The sequence below is a fragment of the Enterobacter sp. LU1 genome, from assembly GCF_008271405.2.
GTDB lineage: Bacteria > Pseudomonadota > Gammaproteobacteria > Enterobacterales > Enterobacteriaceae > Enterobacter > Enterobacter hormaechei_C.
Window position 1 is genome coordinate 1,445,290 of the sequence record NZ_CP043438.2, and the last position, 16,121, is coordinate 1,461,410.

The 16,121-nt window shown below is 53.6% G+C and carries 16 protein-coding genes; 3 read left to right on the forward strand and 13 right to left on the reverse strand.

Annotated elements, in window-relative coordinates:
- Positions 1-4 precede the first annotated feature (4 nt).
- The 4 genes from FZF21_RS06970 to FZF21_RS06985 form a co-directional block, all read right to left on the reverse strand.
- On the reverse strand, positions 5-994 hold the full coding sequence (locus FZF21_RS06970) for a fimbrial protein (protein ID WP_047718772.1): 990 nt from the start codon (positions 992-994) through the stop codon (positions 5-7).
- A gap of 21 nt (positions 995-1,015) precedes the next feature.
- On the reverse strand, positions 1,016-3,559 hold the full coding sequence (locus FZF21_RS06975) for a fimbria/pilus outer membrane usher protein (protein WP_149120995.1): 2,544 nt from the start codon (positions 3,557-3,559) through the stop codon (positions 1,016-1,018).
- Between the two features lie 26 nt (positions 3,560-3,585).
- Positions 3,586-4,260 carry a molecular chaperone gene (locus FZF21_RS06980; protein WP_017693767.1) on the reverse strand — a complete coding sequence of 225 codons (675 nt, stop codon included), beginning with the start codon at positions 4,258-4,260 and terminating at the stop codon, positions 3,586-3,588.
- A gap of 69 nt (positions 4,261-4,329) precedes the next feature.
- Complete coding sequence (locus FZF21_RS06985) at positions 4,330-4,866, reverse strand: fimbrial protein (protein ID WP_015571068.1); 537 nt, start codon at positions 4,864-4,866, stop codon at positions 4,330-4,332.
- Between the two features lie 255 nt (positions 4,867-5,121).
- On the opposite strand from FZF21_RS06985, the gene ybiB reads away from it, so the two are divergent.
- Positions 5,122-6,084 carry a DNA-binding protein YbiB gene (gene ybiB / locus FZF21_RS06990; protein WP_017693766.1) on the forward strand — a complete coding sequence of 321 codons (963 nt, stop codon included), beginning with the start codon at positions 5,122-5,124 and terminating at the stop codon, positions 6,082-6,084.
- A 116-nt stretch (positions 6,085-6,200) separates the two neighbouring features.
- Here the strand turns inward: ybiB and ybiJ are convergent, their stop codons facing one another.
- The 3 genes from ybiJ to mcbA all read right to left on the reverse strand — a co-directional run bounded on the left by ybiJ (position 6,201) and on the right by mcbA (position 7,400).
- The gene (gene ybiJ, locus FZF21_RS06995) at positions 6,201-6,461 is read right to left on the reverse strand and encodes a DUF1471 family protein YbiJ (protein ID WP_003858474.1); all 261 of its coding nucleotides are present in this window, start codon (positions 6,459-6,461) and stop codon (positions 6,201-6,203) included.
- A gap of 285 nt (positions 6,462-6,746) precedes the next feature.
- The gene (locus tag FZF21_RS07000; protein WP_017693765.1) at positions 6,747-7,013 is read right to left on the reverse strand and encodes a DksA/TraR family C4-type zinc finger protein; all 267 of its coding nucleotides are present in this window, start codon (positions 7,011-7,013) and stop codon (positions 6,747-6,749) included.
- A 123-nt stretch (positions 7,014-7,136) separates the two neighbouring features.
- A complete protein-coding gene (gene mcbA / locus FZF21_RS07005) occupies positions 7,137-7,400 on the reverse strand; it encodes a DUF1471 family periplasmic protein McbA (protein WP_003858470.1) in 264 nt (87 codons plus the stop codon).
- A 242-nt stretch (positions 7,401-7,642) separates the two neighbouring features.
- Here mcbA and rlmF point away from each other — a divergent pair, with 242 nt between their 5' ends.
- On the forward strand, positions 7,643-8,554 hold the full coding sequence (gene rlmF, locus FZF21_RS07010) for a 23S rRNA (adenine(1618)-N(6))-methyltransferase RlmF (RefSeq protein ID WP_017384919.1): 912 nt from the start codon (positions 7,643-7,645) through the stop codon (positions 8,552-8,554).
- Between the two features lie 45 nt (positions 8,555-8,599).
- Here rlmF and ybiO read toward each other — a convergent pair whose 3' ends face one another.
- The 6 genes from ybiO to rhtA form a co-directional block, all read right to left on the reverse strand.
- Positions 8,600-10,810 carry a mechanosensitive channel protein gene (ybiO, locus tag FZF21_RS07015; RefSeq protein WP_047737811.1) on the reverse strand — a complete coding sequence of 737 codons (2,211 nt, stop codon included), beginning with the start codon at positions 10,808-10,810 and terminating at the stop codon, positions 8,600-8,602.
- Positions 10,811-10,930: 120 nt separating this feature from the next.
- A complete protein-coding gene (gene glnQ / locus FZF21_RS07020) occupies positions 10,931-11,653 on the reverse strand; it encodes a glutamine ABC transporter ATP-binding protein GlnQ (protein WP_023296158.1) in 723 nt (240 codons plus the stop codon).
- Positions 11,650-12,309 (reverse strand): glutamine ABC transporter permease GlnP, encoded by a 660-nt coding sequence (gene glnP, locus FZF21_RS07025; RefSeq protein WP_003858462.1) that lies wholly within the window; start codon positions 12,307-12,309, stop codon positions 11,650-11,652. The genes glnQ and glnP overlap by 4 nt, the downstream gene beginning before the upstream one ends.
- A gap of 93 nt (positions 12,310-12,402) precedes the next feature.
- Entirely contained in the window at positions 12,403-13,146 is a 744-nt protein-coding gene (glnH, locus tag FZF21_RS07030; protein WP_003858455.1) for a glutamine ABC transporter substrate-binding protein GlnH, read from the reverse strand.
- A gap of 361 nt (positions 13,147-13,507) precedes the next feature.
- Positions 13,508-14,011: a DNA starvation/stationary phase protection protein Dps gene (dps, locus tag FZF21_RS07035; protein WP_000100801.1), complete on the reverse strand. Its 504-nt coding sequence runs from the start codon at positions 14,009-14,011 to the stop codon at positions 13,508-13,510.
- Positions 14,012-14,309: 298 nt separating this feature from the next.
- Positions 14,310-15,197: a threonine/homoserine exporter RhtA gene (gene rhtA, locus FZF21_RS07040; protein WP_047737810.1), complete on the reverse strand. Its 888-nt coding sequence runs from the start codon at positions 15,195-15,197 to the stop codon at positions 14,310-14,312.
- A gap of 354 nt (positions 15,198-15,551) precedes the next feature.
- On the opposite strand from rhtA, the gene ompX reads away from it, so the two are divergent.
- On the forward strand, positions 15,552-16,070 hold the full coding sequence (gene ompX, locus FZF21_RS07045; protein WP_003858450.1) for an outer membrane protein OmpX: 519 nt from the start codon (positions 15,552-15,554) through the stop codon (positions 16,068-16,070).
- Positions 16,071-16,121: the final 51 nt, after the last annotated feature.

Here is a 16,121-nt window from a genome sequence, read left to right on the forward strand (position 1 = left end):
TTTGTCACTTATAGGCGAGAGTGATGGTTGCTACGCTGTTGGCGGGGCCGGGCGTCACCACATCGCTGGTCTGCTCGTAGCGAACCTGAAAGGGGATATCCAGCGTTTCATTGGCAACGGCCTGGCTTTGGGTGTTGACGTAGGAGTCAAAGGTCGCGATATGGTCATCAAACAGCATTCTTACCCCGACGCCCCTTGCCATGCCCGTCTGCTTCGTCAGTTTGATCACTCCCTCAAATGCCGTTTCGTACCCGTTAGCACTGGTGATTTTTAGCTCAGGCTGAACGGTTGTGTCACAGTTAACGGTGATATTAAACGTCTGAGCGGGGCTGGATAAAAACCCCACGCTCATAAAATCACTGACGGGAAAATCGCCCAAATTAACGGTGAGATTTTTTGGCGAAACAGAGCAGGTGACCTGATGCAAAATGACGTTACCTGCATACGCAATATGATTAGGGCTGCCGATCCCTTCATGGCCAAAAACGCCAATGCCGAATTCGGTCTGAGACTGCACCAGCGTGCCGGATGTCACGGCGTCGCTTGTTTTCACCAGTTCAAGCGTGACGTCAAAGTTAAACGACTGTGTGCCATCGGTAGAAACATAGGCAACAGGCGTTCCGCGTGAATCGCACTGTACTCCGCCTGCTCCGCTGATTCGCTGACCCTGATCGTTCATTAGTGCGACCCCAATCCCCGGTACGCCGGAATCATAAACGCCCCTGAGCCCGGGAATTTCCGCGCCGGTGCCGTAGTAGCAGGAAACAATTTCCAGACCGCTGTCAATACTCTGATCGCAGTGCCCGGCAACATGAACGCTTTGCTCTGTACCCGGGATAGTTGCGCCAACGGCCAGCGTCGTCGGTACAGAGATGGAGGCCACGTTAATCATTTTGGGCAGATCCGGCGTGGTGCAGGTCGCCTTCGCATGCGGCATAAATAACGCGGCGGTTCCCAGAACCAGTAAGAAAAAGCACTGTTTAATCATTTGCATAATCGTTAGCCTGAACGGTAATCAATGACACTGCGCGGCAGCGTTAATGATGCTGGTTTTCTCTTTCTCATCCGTTAGCGCATAGTCAGCGACGCAGTGCTCGCTCGCCTCCTGTCCCCAGGAAACGTTGAGATGCCCTTCCTGTGGCAGACCCGAGAGGTAAGTCTGGCCGTCATTTCCGACAATAAATTCGCTGTCCTTATCCCCGGTGGTGACCGTTGCGCCGAAGGGCAGCGGTTTACCATTTTGTGTAAGCGTCATCAGGACGCGATTACCCACGCGGGTAGTAAAGCTGGCGCGCACCACGGCCCCTCGGGTCGGCGTCACAATTTGCGCCGCGTGGGTGACGTCGGCATCCTCCGGCAGCGTTTCGGTATCCAGTGCGATGGTGTTATGGCGATACGCGGTCACGAACGGCACGACGGTATAGCCGCGGAAGTCAGTCTCCACGCCTGTCTGGTTGGTGATATGGGTGCCGTGCGTACCTGGCGCTTTCACCAGCGCGATGGTTTCACCGAGCGGCTGGCTCAGGGTTATCCCGTTAGCGTGGGCCACCACGCCGCCCTGCAAACCGACGTTCAGGGTCTGCTGATACTTATCCTGACTGACGCCTGCGCTCACTTCGCCGTAGGTCGCTTTGTAATCGGTGTTGATGCTGGTGGAGTTACCGCTGCCGGTGCTGCTGAGTCCTTCCTGGATATTCCAGTTCAGGTTGTCTTCTTTCAGCGCCGTACCGTTAAGACCGATGTTCTGCGTGGTGCCATCTTTGGTGTTGTTCAGGTTGTACGTGGCCCAGGTGTTATGCATCCAGCGATCCAGCGGAACCGAAACGCTCAGCGAGAACTGGTTGTCGTTTGTTACCTCATTACCGTCTTCATCGCTGTCGTGGGTGTTTTTGTTCATGCTGTAGCTGAGGCTGTAGCTCACGCCGTGCCAGCTGTTGTTGTAGCTGACGCTCAGGGAGGTCATGTTCTGGCTCTGGCTCCAGTAAGTTTCCTTCACCATGCTCAGCGTCACCGACCCCCAACCTTCTGGCAGCGTCTGGTCAATGGTGGCTTCTGTACGGGCGCGGCGCTGCTGGGGAGCAGACCAGTCGTCAGCGCGGGTATACGACTCCATAGTGTCGTCCAGGGTGTAAAACCCCTTGCTGTTATAGCGATAGCCCGCAAGCGAAAAGTTGGTGCCTGAACCGGCGAAATCTTTGCTGTAGCGTACGCGCCACGACTGGCCCTTGCTGGACTGCTGTTTTTTCAGCAGGGCTCTGGCGCGGGTCACGTCAATTGAGAACGCCCCGAGATCGCCCATGTTTTTCCCGGCGCCGAGCGCCTGGGACTGATAGTGGCTGCTCTGCTGCACGCCGCCGTAGGCCGTGAAGCCGTGAGGTAAACCGTAGATGGCGCTTCCCTGGGCAAACGGGGTCTTTTCAACGTCTTTGTCATAAGAGCGATAACGCCCGGCGGTTACGCTGTAGCGCAGGTTTTTTTCACGCTGCAATACCGGCACGGAGGCAAACGGCACCACGAAATGACTTTCGCTGCCGTCAGTTTCTTTCACCGTGACCTGGAGGTCGCCGCTGCTGCCGGTGGGGTAGAGGTCGTTAATTTCGAATGCGCCCGGCGCGACCGTGTTCTGATAAATCACGTACCCGTTCTGGCGGACCATCACCAGCGCGTTACTGTGGGCGGTGCCGCGAATAATAGGGGCATAGCCTTTTTCGCTGTCCGGCAGCATGTCGTTGTCGGATTTCAGCTCCACGCCGGTGTAGGGGACGCTGTCAAAAACGTCGGAAGGTGAGGTGCTTTGGCCCACCGTCACGTCACTTTTCATTGCCACAATATCGCGTTGCGCATAGGTATAAACGGAGGTGAATTTCTGTTCCTCCTCGTGGCCCGTGGTGCTGCGATTCCAGGTGGAGTAGTTACGAACGCGCCATGCCCCGAGGTTGAAGCCGGGACGCAGGTTAACGTACTGGCTGCTGCTATCCTCTTCACCCTGCTGGCGCGCATGGCTCTGGCTGGCGTTGACGCTGTAATTAAGCAGGCCCGCGTTGATCCCTTCGTCAAACTCTTTCGGGTCGATGTAACCGCGTGGCACCTGTCCGAGCGCCTTTTGCGGAATACTCAGCAGCAGCTGCTGATTGCGCACGCGAAAGGTCGCGGATGCCGAAGGGATGGCGTGTAGATCGGCGCACTGACCTTCTGCCCTCAGCTGCGGATATTTTTGGGTTTTGACCCCGAGGCTCTTTAATTCGTCCAGTGTAAAACAGGGCTGAAGCGTGCTGGTGCCCTGCGGATCTTTAACTACGTTAAAGGTCACGTCACGGGTATCAATTTTATTGTTATTGATAAATACCGCGACCTGATATTTACCTGGCGCCTGACCGGGACCTTTTTCATAGACAGACAGATCGGTCTTTTCCTGCTGCGGGTTATCAATGTCCAGCAGGGCAGGGTTAAAATAATCATCAGCCAAAACCTGCTGCGCAAAGATCGCCATTGCCAGGCAACAAAAAGTCATCAGCAATGACGAAAATCGGCAGGTGAACGGCTTTTTATGGCTGTACATGATGATTTTATTACCGGGCAATATTATTAATGAACGGGTTTAGACCATGTCTGGCTGATGCTGCCGTAATCCGTAATAATGGAATACACGACGGTCGAGCCTCCGACATTGCCAGGTAAAGCAAAATGCGTTTCAGTTTTTGGCACAGCCCAGGTGGCTTTCGTGATTTTCTGACCATTCAGGGTGACGGCCTGAAAATTCATATAGAAAGGCGTGGGATTGTTCACCACTAAATCATTCCCTTCGCGATGCCATTCAAGTTTATCGGCCATATCTTCTGGTTTGCCTTTTACCGCTGACGGGCGATAGAGCAATTTAATTCGGGTGTTAATGGCAATTTGCAGCGTATTTACGCCTTCAACCTGCTTTGAGGAAGGGATCGCTTTAATATTCAGCCAGTACAGAGATTCCCTGTCTTCCGGTAAATTTCCTCCCGTACGCACTACGCGTAGTACGTTATCTTCTTTCGCATCCAGTCGGAAAAGCGGCGGGGTGATCAGGAACGGGGCTTTGGCCAGGTTTTTACCGCCGGAATCGACCCAGGACTGCACCAGATAATCCGTGGTATCTGGGTTTGAAAGACCAAGAGATGATTCCTTTTTATCTCCCTGATAGACCAGACGGGTGCCATTGATCACGACACCCGCCTGTGCCGAGGCTGCTACCAGTAAAAGAGTGCTCAGTAAATAACCGTGGCGCATAAAGATTTCTCAATAAAAAGATGAGATATTAATGCCCGCAAGAGCATTAATATCTCAGGATTGATAAGATCAGTTATAAATAACGGTGAAGGTCGATACAGAGTTAGCAGGGCCCGCAGTAACTGCCGCCTGAGTTTGAATATAACGCGCACCGAACTCCAGGTCGTTAACCTCCGTTCCGGAGGCTAAAGGATATTGCTTCGAAGGGGTATACAGAGTGACAGGCTGCCCGGAAGCGTCCATTAGCTGAATAGCTACACCAGTAGCCGCATCGGTATCGGGCGTTAATGCCAGCGTGGCATTATTATCCGCATCCGGGGTACCACCGAAGTTAATCGCAGCCGAGGTTACGGTTTCCGGACAATTGGTTAACTTAATATCAAACTTCGTGAGTGTGCTGGTAGAGCCTGCGCCGGTAAATACCGTTTTAGATACTTTTCCTAACTGAACATCTAATGGATTACTTAATCCATTCACGACCTGGCAAGCAGAATCGATAATTTCTCCGGTGAAATTAATCTGCCCTTCACCGTTGGTTTCCGCAAATGCGGATGCAGAACACCCCACCGTTGTGGCGATAAACAACCCTAATGCAACCTTGTTCATAGTAAATCCCAATGTGTTTCTGGCAAAAACGTTGCCTGGACGTTTTTACCGTTGACCCTTAATAACTTTCCGATGTTTATTTAATCAAAAAAAGGACAGGTACGAATCTTTAGTTCCAATCACAAATAATGCAAATAGTGCTTGAGTTTATTTTTTTACCTGAAAACAGCAGGTTGATAATGATCACAAAACACTATCGGGTGCGTGTTCATCGGGCTATATTGTTAACAAGATGATGCTGTCAGGAGAAATGTCGTGGATTACCGCAAAATTATCAAAGAGGTAGGGCGTGGGAAAAACCATGCTCGCGATCTGGATCAGGAAACGGCCCGTGCGTTGTACACGCATATGCTGAATGGCGACGTGCCGGATCTGGAAATGGGCGGCATTCTGATTGCGCTGCGCATCAAAGGGGAAGGTGAGGCGGAGATGCGCGGTTTTTATGAGGCCATGCAGTCGCAGACGATGCGTTTAACCCCGCCCGTCACGAAGCCGATGCCGATTGTGATCCCGACCTACAATGGCGCGCGTAAGCAGGCAAACCTCACGCCGCTGCTGGCTATTCTGTTGCAGAAACTCGGTTTCCCGGTGGTGGTGCATGGCGTGAGCGAAGATCCAACGCGCGTGCTGACAGAGACCATTCTGGAATTATTAGGCATCGAACCTACTCTCCATGCTGGCCAGGCGCAGGCCAAACTGGAGGGGAACCAGCCGGTCTATATTCCCGTGCGCGCGCTCTGCCCGCCGCTGGAAAAGCAGCTGGACATGCGCTGGCGCATGGGGGTGCGTAACAGCGCCCACACCCTGGCGAAGCTGGCGACGCCGTTTGCCGAAGACGCCGCGCTGCGTCTTTCCAGCGTCTCCCATCCGGAGTACGTGACGCGGGTCGGTCAATTCTTTGCCAAAATCGGCGGGCGAGCGCTGCTGATGCACGGGACTGAAGGGGAGGTTTACGCCAACCCGCAGCGTTGTCCACAGCTGATGCTGATTGAGCCTGCCGGGACGCGGGTCGTGCTGGAACGTGGGGAAGAGAACAGCGATGTGATCCTGCCTGAGTCGAAAGATCCGCAAGTCACCGCGCACTGGATCGTACAGTGTCTGGCCGGAAAGGTGCCGGTTCCGCAGTCTATCAAGCTGCAAATGGCCTGCTGTCTGCTGGCGGCAGGGGAAGTGGCGTCTGTGGACGCCGGGTTGCAGCGCGTGGCGCAGTCTTTTTAAGCAAAAAAAAGCCCGTCCAGTGGCGGACGGGCAAACAAGGGTAACAACAACAGGGTCAATGAGGGTTGGAGCATCTCACCAGAGGGTAGGGTGAGGGTGGAGCATAATTCGTTCGATTACTTGTAGATAACCGCAGTACCGCTCAGTTTGTTATTACCGTTAGTGGAGGTGATGGTGTATCCACTTGCGCCGGCAGCGGCAGCTTTTTCCGCCAGTTTGGCTTCCAGACCGTCCAGCGTGGTCGCGCCTTCAGCACTCACCACCCCGATTTTATTCAGATCCTGTGCCTGAGTAGAGGAGACTGGCTCTACGGCGAAAGCGCCGAAAGACAGAGCGGACAGGGCAACAGCGGCAACAGCATATTTGATTGTTTTCATAGGTCAATTCTCGCAGGTTATTCTGTTAAGGGGACGATGTTCCGTCGATGTGATAAGTATCACGGTTTTTAGTGGAAGATAAAATCGAAGAGAATTGACGTGGTTACTCAAAAAAATTGAATGACAAATAACTTATTGATTATTAATAAATTCAGAAGCGCAATTGACATTTCTTGGGGATGCGCTTTACAGAAGCCATCGGAAGGGCACGTTTTGCTACGCGTTTCGCTAAAAGTCGTGAGCGTAAAGTAAACGGCTGGCGCGGTTAACTTCGGTAAAGGAAAGTCAACGTAACTGGCTGTCTTTCGATCCTCTACGATTATATCCTGAATGTGCCGCATTTTTTGAATCTTTCTCCTGCTGACAGGCAATGCATAGCCGTACGCCAGGAATGGCTTTACGCCGTGCTTCAGGAATCGGATCCCCGCACTCTTCGCATTCCGTCAAACTTTCGCCGCGCGGAATTTCACCGCGAGCACGCGCGACCGCATCTTCAATGGTACTGTTGATCTGTTCGTTAACGGCGTCGTCATTCGCCCAGCCGGAAGCCATCATGTTCTCCTGATCTGTTTAAGCCATTCATCTTAATATGGGGTTAAAAAACGCACAGTCAAGGCGAAGGAAGGAAATGAGAACTGCATCTGCCTGGCAGATGCAGTGTGGGAAAAGAGGGCATTATTTATAGATGGTCGCGGTGCCGTACATATGGTTATCGCCACCGGCGGCGTTCACCACGAAGCCTTTAGCCCCTTCCTGACGCGCTTTTTCGGCCAGCTTGTCCTGAAGGTCATCAAGGTTGCTTGCCCGGCTGACAGAGACCGTCCCGGCCGCACGTAGCTGGCTGGTGTCGTTGCTGTCGGTCAGAGGTTGAACGGACCAGGCTGAGAACGATGCGCCTGCCAGCGCACCCGCAATAATAAAGGTCAGATACTTTTTCATAATCACATCCTCAGGGGAAACAACAGGTGATTCCTCTTAAGTTTAGAAGCCTGACGCGCGTGATTTAGCGCAAAAATTTGATGATGATCTGCTTATTTTTTGAACGATAAATTCTGACAATTTGCTGACAGATCATAGACATACAGGTTGCTGATTTTCGTCGGTTTTTTGTGCAGCGCAGACAGATATTTACCCCCGCGCCGTCACAGGGTATCTTACGCGGCTGTCTAAAGGAGAATGCCATGACTTCCCAAAAGCCGGGATTGCACCCGCGTAACCGCCACCGTAGCCGCTACGACATGAAAGCCCTGTGCCTGAGCTGCCCGGAATTGCAGGATTTTATTGTTCAGACACCAGCCGGTGAACCGTCGGTAAACTTTGCCGATCCGCTGGCGGTTAAGACGCTGAACAAAGCGCTGCTGGCCCATTTTTATGGCGTTACGCACTGGGACATCCCGGATGGCTTTCTCTGCCCACCGGTGCCAGGACGTGCGGATTATGTCCATCATCTTGCCGATCTGCTGGCAGATGATAATGGCGGCGTGGTGCCGAAACAGGCCACCGTGCTTGATATCGGTACGGGCGCGAACCTGATCTACCCCCTGATAGGCGCACATGAGTACCAGTGGCGGTTTACCGGCAGCGAGATCGGCGCCGAGGCCTTTGCCAGCGCACAGGCCATTATCAACGCTAACCCAGGGTTAAGCCGGGCCGTTCGTTTGCGTCGTCAAAAGGATCCCGCTGCTATTTTCAACGGCATTATTCACAAGAACGAACAATATGATGCCACCCTGTGCAACCCGCCCTTCCACGACTCCGCCGCCTCCGCACGTGCGGGAAGTGAACGCAAGCGGCGTAACCTGGGCCAGGCTGAAGACGGCGCGCTGAACTTTGGCGGCCAGCAGCAGGAGCTATGGTGCGAGGGCGGGGAAGTGGCATTTATTCTGCGCATGATTGCCGAGAGTAAGGGCTTCGGTCGTCAGGTGAAATGGTTTACCACGCTGGTCTCCCGCGGCGATAACCTGCCGCCGCTTTACCGCGCGCTGACCGACGTCGGCGCGGTGAAGGTAGTCAAAAAAGAGATGGCGCAGGGCCAGAAGCAGAGCCGCTTTATCGCCTGGACCTTTATGGACGATAACAAACGCCGCAAATAGCCCCCCATCGCAGGCCGGGTAAGGCGAAGCCGCCACCCGGCTCGGTTACAGCGTCGGCTCCTGCGGAGGCAGCGGCGAAGCGGGCGGCGACAATACCTGATACGTCTGCACTGGCGCTCTCACGTTCGCCAGATCGAAGTGTTTTTTCACCATGCTGTCGAGGGCGAAGCGCACCGTCCACTGCTTAAGGGGCTGGGTGGTGAACGACACGCGCAGGGTAAAGGCAGTGTTCGTCAGCCCGACGATACCCGCGAACGACGGTTCACCAATCACCAGCCCGCGAATATCCTCCATCTCCATCAGTTCGCTCACCGCATCCCGCAGCGCCTGCTTCGCCTTATCTGCATCCTCATGACGATCGACATCATAATTCGCCACCACCGAACCAATGCCGCGCACAAAGTTGGCAAAGGTGGTAATCGATGACCACGGAATAATGTGGTACGCGCCGGTATCCTGACGTACGCCGACGGAGCGAATGGACATCCTCTCCACCGTGCCGGTGAGCGGTCCGATGGTCACCAGATCCCCGGTGTTCATCCCGTTCTCGAACTGGATAAAAACGCCGGTGATAATATCCTTCACCAGCGTCTGCGAACCAAAGGAGATCGCCAGCCCAAGCGCACCGGCACCCGCCAGCAGCGGGGCGATATTCACGCCGATTTCCGACAGCACAATCATGATGGTGATGGTGCTGATGATAACCGCCAGCGCGTTGCGGCACAGAGTCAGTAGCGTGCGGGCGCGGGCGCTCGGCAGCGGCCTGCCGTGGACATCCGACACCAGACGGTTTTCGATAAGGCTTGCCAGCAGCGTCCAGCCGACGGCGGAGAAGAACAGGATCAGCGCGATACGAATAAGAATATCAACGGTCTTTTCCCCCGCGCCGTTATGCAGCCAGTTCCAGAAATCAAACAGCCCCCACGCGTTCAGCAGCAGCATAATTGCCACGCAGACCGTCAGAATACGCGCCACCTTCAGGGATACCGTCATCCAGCCATTTACCCGCTTTTGCAGTTCCGGGTAGTTACGCTGAACCTGCGGCGACAGGGTGATCGTTTTCGACAGCCAGCGGGAGAGCAGGCCAGAGACAAAGGCCGCAATGCCGATAATCGCCAGGCTTTTGAACGTCGCCCCCATCATAAATTTCAGGCTATTGCCCGGATCGAACAGGGAGAAGAAACAGAGCACAATAAAATAGGCGCTGGCCAGCCAGTGCCACACCAGCGCAAAGGCGCGAATAAAGAGGCTGAAAAAGGAGAGGGAGCGATCGGCCAGGTGCAGCAGGCTGTCGGTGATCGCTTTTTTATTGTGGAAGATGAGGTACAGCGCCCAGACGGTAATGCACAGCATGATCAGCACGTTCGCCAGCGCCCCGAACTGCACGTTAATCTGGTTGGAAATAATCGGCACGGCAACCAGCAGGCCATAACCGATCAACCCGCTCAGCACGCTGAGCCGCACCGCCCAGTATTTGGCGCTCTGATCCGAAATGGCGAAGGGGCGAAGGTCCGGCACGCGTGGGCAGAAGATCAACCGCAGGAGGGCTTTAAAGAACTCAATCAGGGCAAATGCATTGAGGAACAGTCCCTGCTGAAACGCGATGGTTTTGTTTCCGGTATTAAGGCGGTCGGCCAGCATCTGGCCGACAAACAGCGTCAGGGCCAGCAGCAGTAAATCGATGACAAACGCCCCGGTAATCATTGCCGGAAGATGCAGCCAGCTGCTTTTATGCTGGTTCTTTTTGCGCCCCCACTGGCCCATTTTCCGGTAAAGCGGCCAGACAGACAGGCGCAACAGCCAGTAAAAAATGAAGACGGCGCCGGCCAGAATGGCAAACTGGGTGGCGGCTGCGGAAAAGGTGTGAGGATTAAAAGGCTTATGTGAGGTGCCAACCAGGTTGCGATAGAGCTGGGCAAAACGCGACGACAGGGCTTCCCCGTAGCGGCGACTGATGTCGGTGACGTTTTCCAGCACCGTTTTTTCTTCTTCGGCTTCCGGCGGCGCAATAGCAGGAACCGGATCCTGAGGCGGCGTGGCGGCCACCTTCCTCAGCTGATCGATCAGCTCCTGTCGGGACGTGTCGTTCTCAAGCACGTCGGCCAGCGCGCCGTAGGCGGCTTTTTTCTTTTCAGCGTCTGGCTCTGGCGGCGCATTTTGCTGGGTGGCGGTGGCTCCGGTGGTAACGCCGGGAAGGGTTACAGCAAGTGATGGCGCGCTAAACAGGCTAAACAGTAGCAACAGGATCCACGGCACGGCGTCCTCCGACAAAAATATCGTGCAAAATGATAAGTATAGAGCGCGGGGAGCGGAGGGGAGTTTTTGGGAACAATCCGGCGTAAAAAAGCCGGGCATGCCCGGCTCTGGGTGTGGCTATCAGGAGACGTGTTGCAGGAACTCCTGGAGGCGCTGGCTTGGTGGGTTCGCAATCAGCGCCTGCGGATTCCCGTCCTCCGCGATACGGCCCTTATCAATGAAGATCAGACGGGACGCCACCTTTTCGGCAAAGCCGATTTCGTGGGTAACGATCACCATCGTCATGCCTTCTTCCGCCAGATCCTGCATAACTTTCAGCACTTCGTGACGCAGCTCCGGGTCGAGTGCCGACGTTGGCTCATCGAACAGCATCATCTTTGGCTTCACCGCCAGCGCACGGGCAATGGCCACGCGCTGCTGCTGGCCGCCGGACAGCTCGGAAGGATAGTGGTGGGCACGCTCCGCCAGACCAACCTTCGCCAGCAGATCTCTTGCCAGCGCTTCCGCTGCCGCTTTGCTGGCCCCGCGCACGCGCAGAGGACCAAACATCACGTTTTCCAGCGCCGTGAGGTGCGGGAACAGGTAGAACTGCTGGAACACCATGCCCGCTTCCTGGCGGATCAGGCGCTCGTCCACTTTCGGATCGTTAACCTTCAGACCATCGACGATCAAATCGCCGCTGGTGATCTCCTCAAGCTTGTTAATGCAGCGCAGCAGGGTGGATTTACCGGAACCGGACGGCCCGATGATCACCACCACTTCGCCCTGCCTGATGTTCAAATCGATATTGTGCAGCACCTGGGTTGGGCCAAAGTGCTTGGAAACGTTTTTAAATTCAATCACAGGATTTTCATCCTTCTTTCAAGACGACGCAGAACAAAGCTCAGGACAAGCGTGATAATCAGATAGACAACGGCGACCGCACTCCAGATTTCCAGAGCGCGGAAGTTACCCGCGATGATCTCCTGGCCCTGACGGGTCAGTTCGGCCACGCCGATAACAATAAACAGCGAGGTGTCTTTAATGCTGATGATCCACTGGTTACCCAGCGGCGGCAGCATGCGGCGCAGCGCCAACGGCAGGATCACGTGACGAATGGTTTCGCGACGGGAAAGACCTAACGCCAGGCCGGCTTCGCTGAAGCCTTTATGAATCGACAGCACCGCACCGCGGGTAATTTCCGCAATGTAGGCGCCGGAGTTGATCATGATGGTGACAACGGCGGCGCTGAACGGGTCGATGCGCAGGTCGGTGAAGGCCATCGGCAAGGCGAAGTAGATGAACATGACCTGCACCACAATGGGGGTGCCGCGGATCACTTCGATGAAAACCAGTGCGATGTGGTTTGCAATCCAGCCGCCGTAGGTGCGGGCGAAACCGGCCACCAGACCGATAATCAACCCGCCAACCAGACCGAGGACCGAAATCCACAGGGTCATTTTAGCGCCTTCAAGCAAGAGAGGAATGGCAGGCCAGATGGCGCTCCAGTCAAACTGCATGATGTATTCCTGTATACCGTGGTGAAAAACAAAAAACGTAGGCCCGGTAAGCGGAAGCGCCACCGGGCGTTACAAACCTGAAGTCAGGTGAAATTATTTAGGCTCGGTACCGAACCATTTTTTGTAGATTTCGTTATAGGTGCCGTTCTCTTTCAGGGTTTTCAGCGCGCCGTTAACTTTGTTACGCAGGTCGTCGCTGCCTTTCGGGAACGCAATACCGTACTGCTGAGCTTCCAGGGAATCACCTACCGCTTTGAACTTGCCATTACCGGCGGTTTTGATGAAGTAAAGGATGTTAGGCGTGTCGTGCAGCACCGCGTCAGCGCGGTTGGTGCCCAGTTCCATGTAAGCGTTGTCGATGTTCGGGAACTGACGCAGGTCTTTGGTTTTGATGTTGGCTTTCGCGTAATCAACGGAGCCGGTTCCGCTCTTCACGGCGACCACTTTACCGTCGAGATCTTTCACGCTTTTCACGTCGTTGTTATCCGCTTTCACCATCACCAGCAGGCCGCTTTTGTAGTAGCCGTCAGAGAAGTCGATGGCTTTTTTACGTTCTTCGGTAATGGTGATGCCTGCCAGCGCCAGGTCAACGTTTTTGGTTTGCAGTGCCGGGATAATGCCGCTGAAATCCATTGGCTTCAGGGTGTAATCCAGTTTGAGTTCTTTTGCGACAGCGGCCCACAGATCCACGTCAAAACCAACGTATTTATCACCCTGTTTGAATTCAAACGGTACGAACGCCGTGTCAGTCGCCACAACCAGTTTGTCGGCAGCCTGCGAGGACACCGCAAACGCCAGGGTAAGTGCAGCCAGTGAAACTTTTAATACAGACTTCATAGCATTTCCTTTTATATCCACGGGGCGATCCCCTGCGAGAACCTCAGGCACAATGAAAAAATCGTGCCAATTTTACAAGCTGTTGTTTTGCAAAGGGGATGATGTCACGCATTGCACAAAAAGCGTGGCAATTCTGCCAGGTTGCACCAGAATGGAGCACCGTTTTGGTGCGCTTCGTTAAGGTCTTCTGACAGGGGGATATTTAGCGCAGAATCTGACGAAAAAACAATCTTTCGTTAACGGTTGTGTGAGGTGATTATTACATTTTATTCACTTTTGCGGCCGTTGCGGGCAAAAGTGCGCACCATAAATGTGCAAAACCCCCGCCAGGGGCGAGGGTTATTCGGACAATCCGCAGGGATTATTCGATGTTGGACTCAATGAACCACAGGAACTGATCCAGGTCGCGTGATGCGGCAGTGAAGATATCAGCGGTATCTTCATCTTTGGCTTCGCCAATCGCTTTACGAACATCATTCGCCACAATCGCATAACGATCCGCCAGCTCTTTCAGGTGATCCTGAACGGTATGGATATCCAGCGGATAGCTTTTCAGTGGCGTTTTGCTGTTGATCACCTGTGTGGTACCCAGTGCCACGCCACCCAGCTGTACGGCACGTTCGGCCATGGTATCCAGGTGAGTCACCAGTGCTGTGCGGAAGCCATCCAGCATTTCATGAACGGCAATAAAGTTTGCACCGCGCATATTCCAGTGGGCCTGTTTGGTGATCAGCGAAAGATCGATGAACTGGACCACCTGGCGATTCAGCAACTCGATGGTCGCTTTTTTATCGCTATCCGATACATCGTTACGGGTATAAAGCAGATTAGACGCTTTCGTTTTCACCAGTTTAGCGGTACTCATAATCTCATATCCTCTTGATGTTTGTGTCCCAGGTAATTACGGGACTAAGTATAGCACCGGATTTTTTCTCTGCGGTTTGGCTCTGCCTATCGGTTTAATAGCGAAAGGAAGGTTGTATTATCAACTATTTGAAAAATAAGTAGTTTATTTAAATTGATACAGATCAATCTTAATCCACTCTCCAGGAAGGCGAGCAGGTGAAATATTTTGGCAATATGAGAGAGTTTGTAAGAAATTATTTGAGCTACTGACGTGGCGTATATTCTGCATGGCGGGTTAGCCATGCAGAATTTAAGGCTTAGTTGAGGTCTATTTTTTCCACTTTAGGTTCCGGACGCATGGTCAGGGTGGAGCCCATTGACGCCGCGATAATGGAACAGAGCGCCAGCGTTTGTACCAGGGGCAGGGTTTCACCGAGGAAAATCATTCCTGAGATGGCGGCCAGCGCGGGCTCCATGCTCATGAGCGTACCAAAAATGCGTGTGGGCAGGCGCGTCAGGGCGATCATCTCCAGAGAGTAGGGCAGCGCCGTGGAGAGAATGGCAACCGCCAGCCCAACCGGCAGGATTGACCATTGCCATATTGAGTCTGTCGCTTGTGCCATTCCAATCGGGACAAAGATAACGGCGGCAATCAGCGAGCCTAAGGCGACCGTCGCGGGGCCGTGCTCTTCCCCCGCACGCTGGCCAGTGAGAATATACACCGCCCAGCATGCCCCCGCGCCCAGCGCCAGAGCTGCCCCTGTCAGATCGATTTGTGAAACGCTTTGCCCGAGCGGCAGCAGGAACCATAGCCCCAGCACGGCCAGTACGACCCAGATAAAGTCTACCGGACGACGAGAAGAGAAGAGGGCAACCGCCAGCGGGCCGGTAAATTCAAGCGCGACCGCGATCCCCAGCGGGATCGTCTGAATAGAGAGATAGAACATGTAGTTCATCCCTCCCAGCGCCAGCCCATAAAAAAGCAGTGGCAGTCGCTGCTCCTTTTTAAACCGTAGCCGCCAGGGTTTAAAAACAACCACGAGGATCAGGGTGCCTAATGCGATACGCAGCGCCGTGACGCCGGGCGCACCAACCAGCGGAAACAGCGATTTTGCCAGCGACGCGCCGCTTTGTATGGACATCATCGCGATAAGTATGACTGCCACCGGCATCCAGACCGACGATTTACGAGGTAAACCTGGCATCCTTTCTCCTGTCAATTTATGTCAAATGAGGTAAAAGTCGCAGTGTAATGGAAATAAGCTGCAACGGTTGAGCTACTGTTGAAAAAAATCCAGGGAAAATCCGTAAAATGAGAAAACGTTGATGATTTTATCGCCTGAAAGATTAGGAATAATCTGGATGAACTAAATGGCGATGACGCGCACTATTAGCATTTACAGGTGAAAATCTGGAGTTATTTGAACGAGATAGCTGGTGCTGGAAATGTTCTGTTACAGGAAAGGTCGCATTAGACATCGTGAATGACAAAGAGTTTCACAGAATTTTTTGATATATTTAAAACTTACGGACTTACTTGAAGCACATTTGAGGTGGTTATGAAAAAAATTGCATGTCTTTCAGCACTGGCAGCTGTTCTGGCTGTTTCCGCAGGTACCGCTGTAGCGGCAACTTCTACTGTAACCGGTGGTTACGCTCAGAGCGATATGCAGGGCGTGATGAACAAAACCAACGGTTTCAACCTGAAGTACCGTTACGAGCAAGACAACAACCCGCTGGGTGTGATCGGTTCTTTCACTTACACCGAGAAAGATCGTACTGAAAATGGCTCTTACAATAAAGGTCAGTACTACGGCATCACCGCGGGTCCTGCTTACCGCCTGAATGACTGGGCAAGCATCTACGGTGTTGTAGGTGTTGGCTACGGTAAATTCCAGCAGACCGAAAACCAGGGTCTGAACCGTACTGCAAGCAACAGCGACTATGGTTTCTCCTATGGCGCAGGTATGCAGTTCAACCCAATCGAAAACGTTGCTCTGGACTTCTCCTATGAGCAGAGCCGTATCCGCAACGTTGACGTTGGCACCTGGATCGCGGGCGTAGGTTACCGCTTCTAATCACTTCGGTGAGCCAGTAAAAAATCCGCCCAATGTGGCGGATTTTTTTTG

What these genes read in the sequence shown, in the direction of transcription:
- FZF21_RS06985 (WP_015571068.1), bottom strand. Translation starts at nt 4,866, where the DNA reads ATGAACAAGGTTGCATTAGGGTTGTTTATCGCCACAACGGTGGGGTGT.
- glnP (WP_003858462.1), bottom strand. Translation starts at nt 12,309, where the DNA reads ATGCAGTTTGACTGGAGCGCCATCTGGCCTGCCATTCCTCTCTTGCTT.
- rhtA (WP_047737810.1), bottom strand. Translation starts at nt 15,197, where the DNA reads ATGCCAGGTTTACCTCGTAAATCGTCGGTCTGGATGCCGGTGGCAGTC.
- FZF21_RS06980 (WP_017693767.1), bottom strand. Translation starts at nt 4,260, where the DNA reads ATGCGCCACGGTTATTTACTGAGCACTCTTTTACTGGTAGCAGCCTCG.
- ompX (WP_003858450.1), top strand. Translation starts at nt 15,552, where the DNA reads ATGAAAAAAATTGCATGTCTTTCAGCACTGGCAGCTGTTCTGGCTGTT.
- glnH (WP_003858455.1), bottom strand. Translation starts at nt 13,146, where the DNA reads ATGAAGTCTGTATTAAAAGTTTCACTGGCTGCACTTACCCTGGCGTTT.
- FZF21_RS07000 (WP_017693765.1), bottom strand. Translation starts at nt 7,013, where the DNA reads ATGGCTTCCGGCTGGGCGAATGACGACGCCGTTAACGAACAGATCAAC.
- dps (WP_000100801.1), bottom strand. Translation starts at nt 14,011, where the DNA reads ATGAGTACCGCTAAACTGGTGAAAACGAAAGCGTCTAATCTGCTTTAT.
- mcbA (WP_003858470.1), bottom strand. Translation starts at nt 7,400, where the DNA reads ATGAAAAAGTATCTGACCTTTATTATTGCGGGTGCGCTGGCAGGCGCA.
- rlmF (WP_017384919.1), top strand. Translation starts at nt 7,643, where the DNA reads ATGACTTCCCAAAAGCCGGGATTGCACCCGCGTAACCGCCACCGTAGC.
- FZF21_RS06975 (WP_149120995.1), bottom strand. Translation starts at nt 3,559, where the DNA reads ATGTACAGCCATAAAAAGCCGTTCACCTGCCGATTTTCGTCATTGCTG.
- FZF21_RS06970 (WP_047718772.1), bottom strand. Translation starts at nt 994, where the DNA reads ATGCAAATGATTAAACAGTGCTTTTTCTTACTGGTTCTGGGAACCGCC.
- ybiJ (WP_003858474.1), bottom strand. Translation starts at nt 6,461, where the DNA reads ATGAAAACAATCAAATATGCTGTTGCCGCTGTTGCCCTGTCCGCTCTG.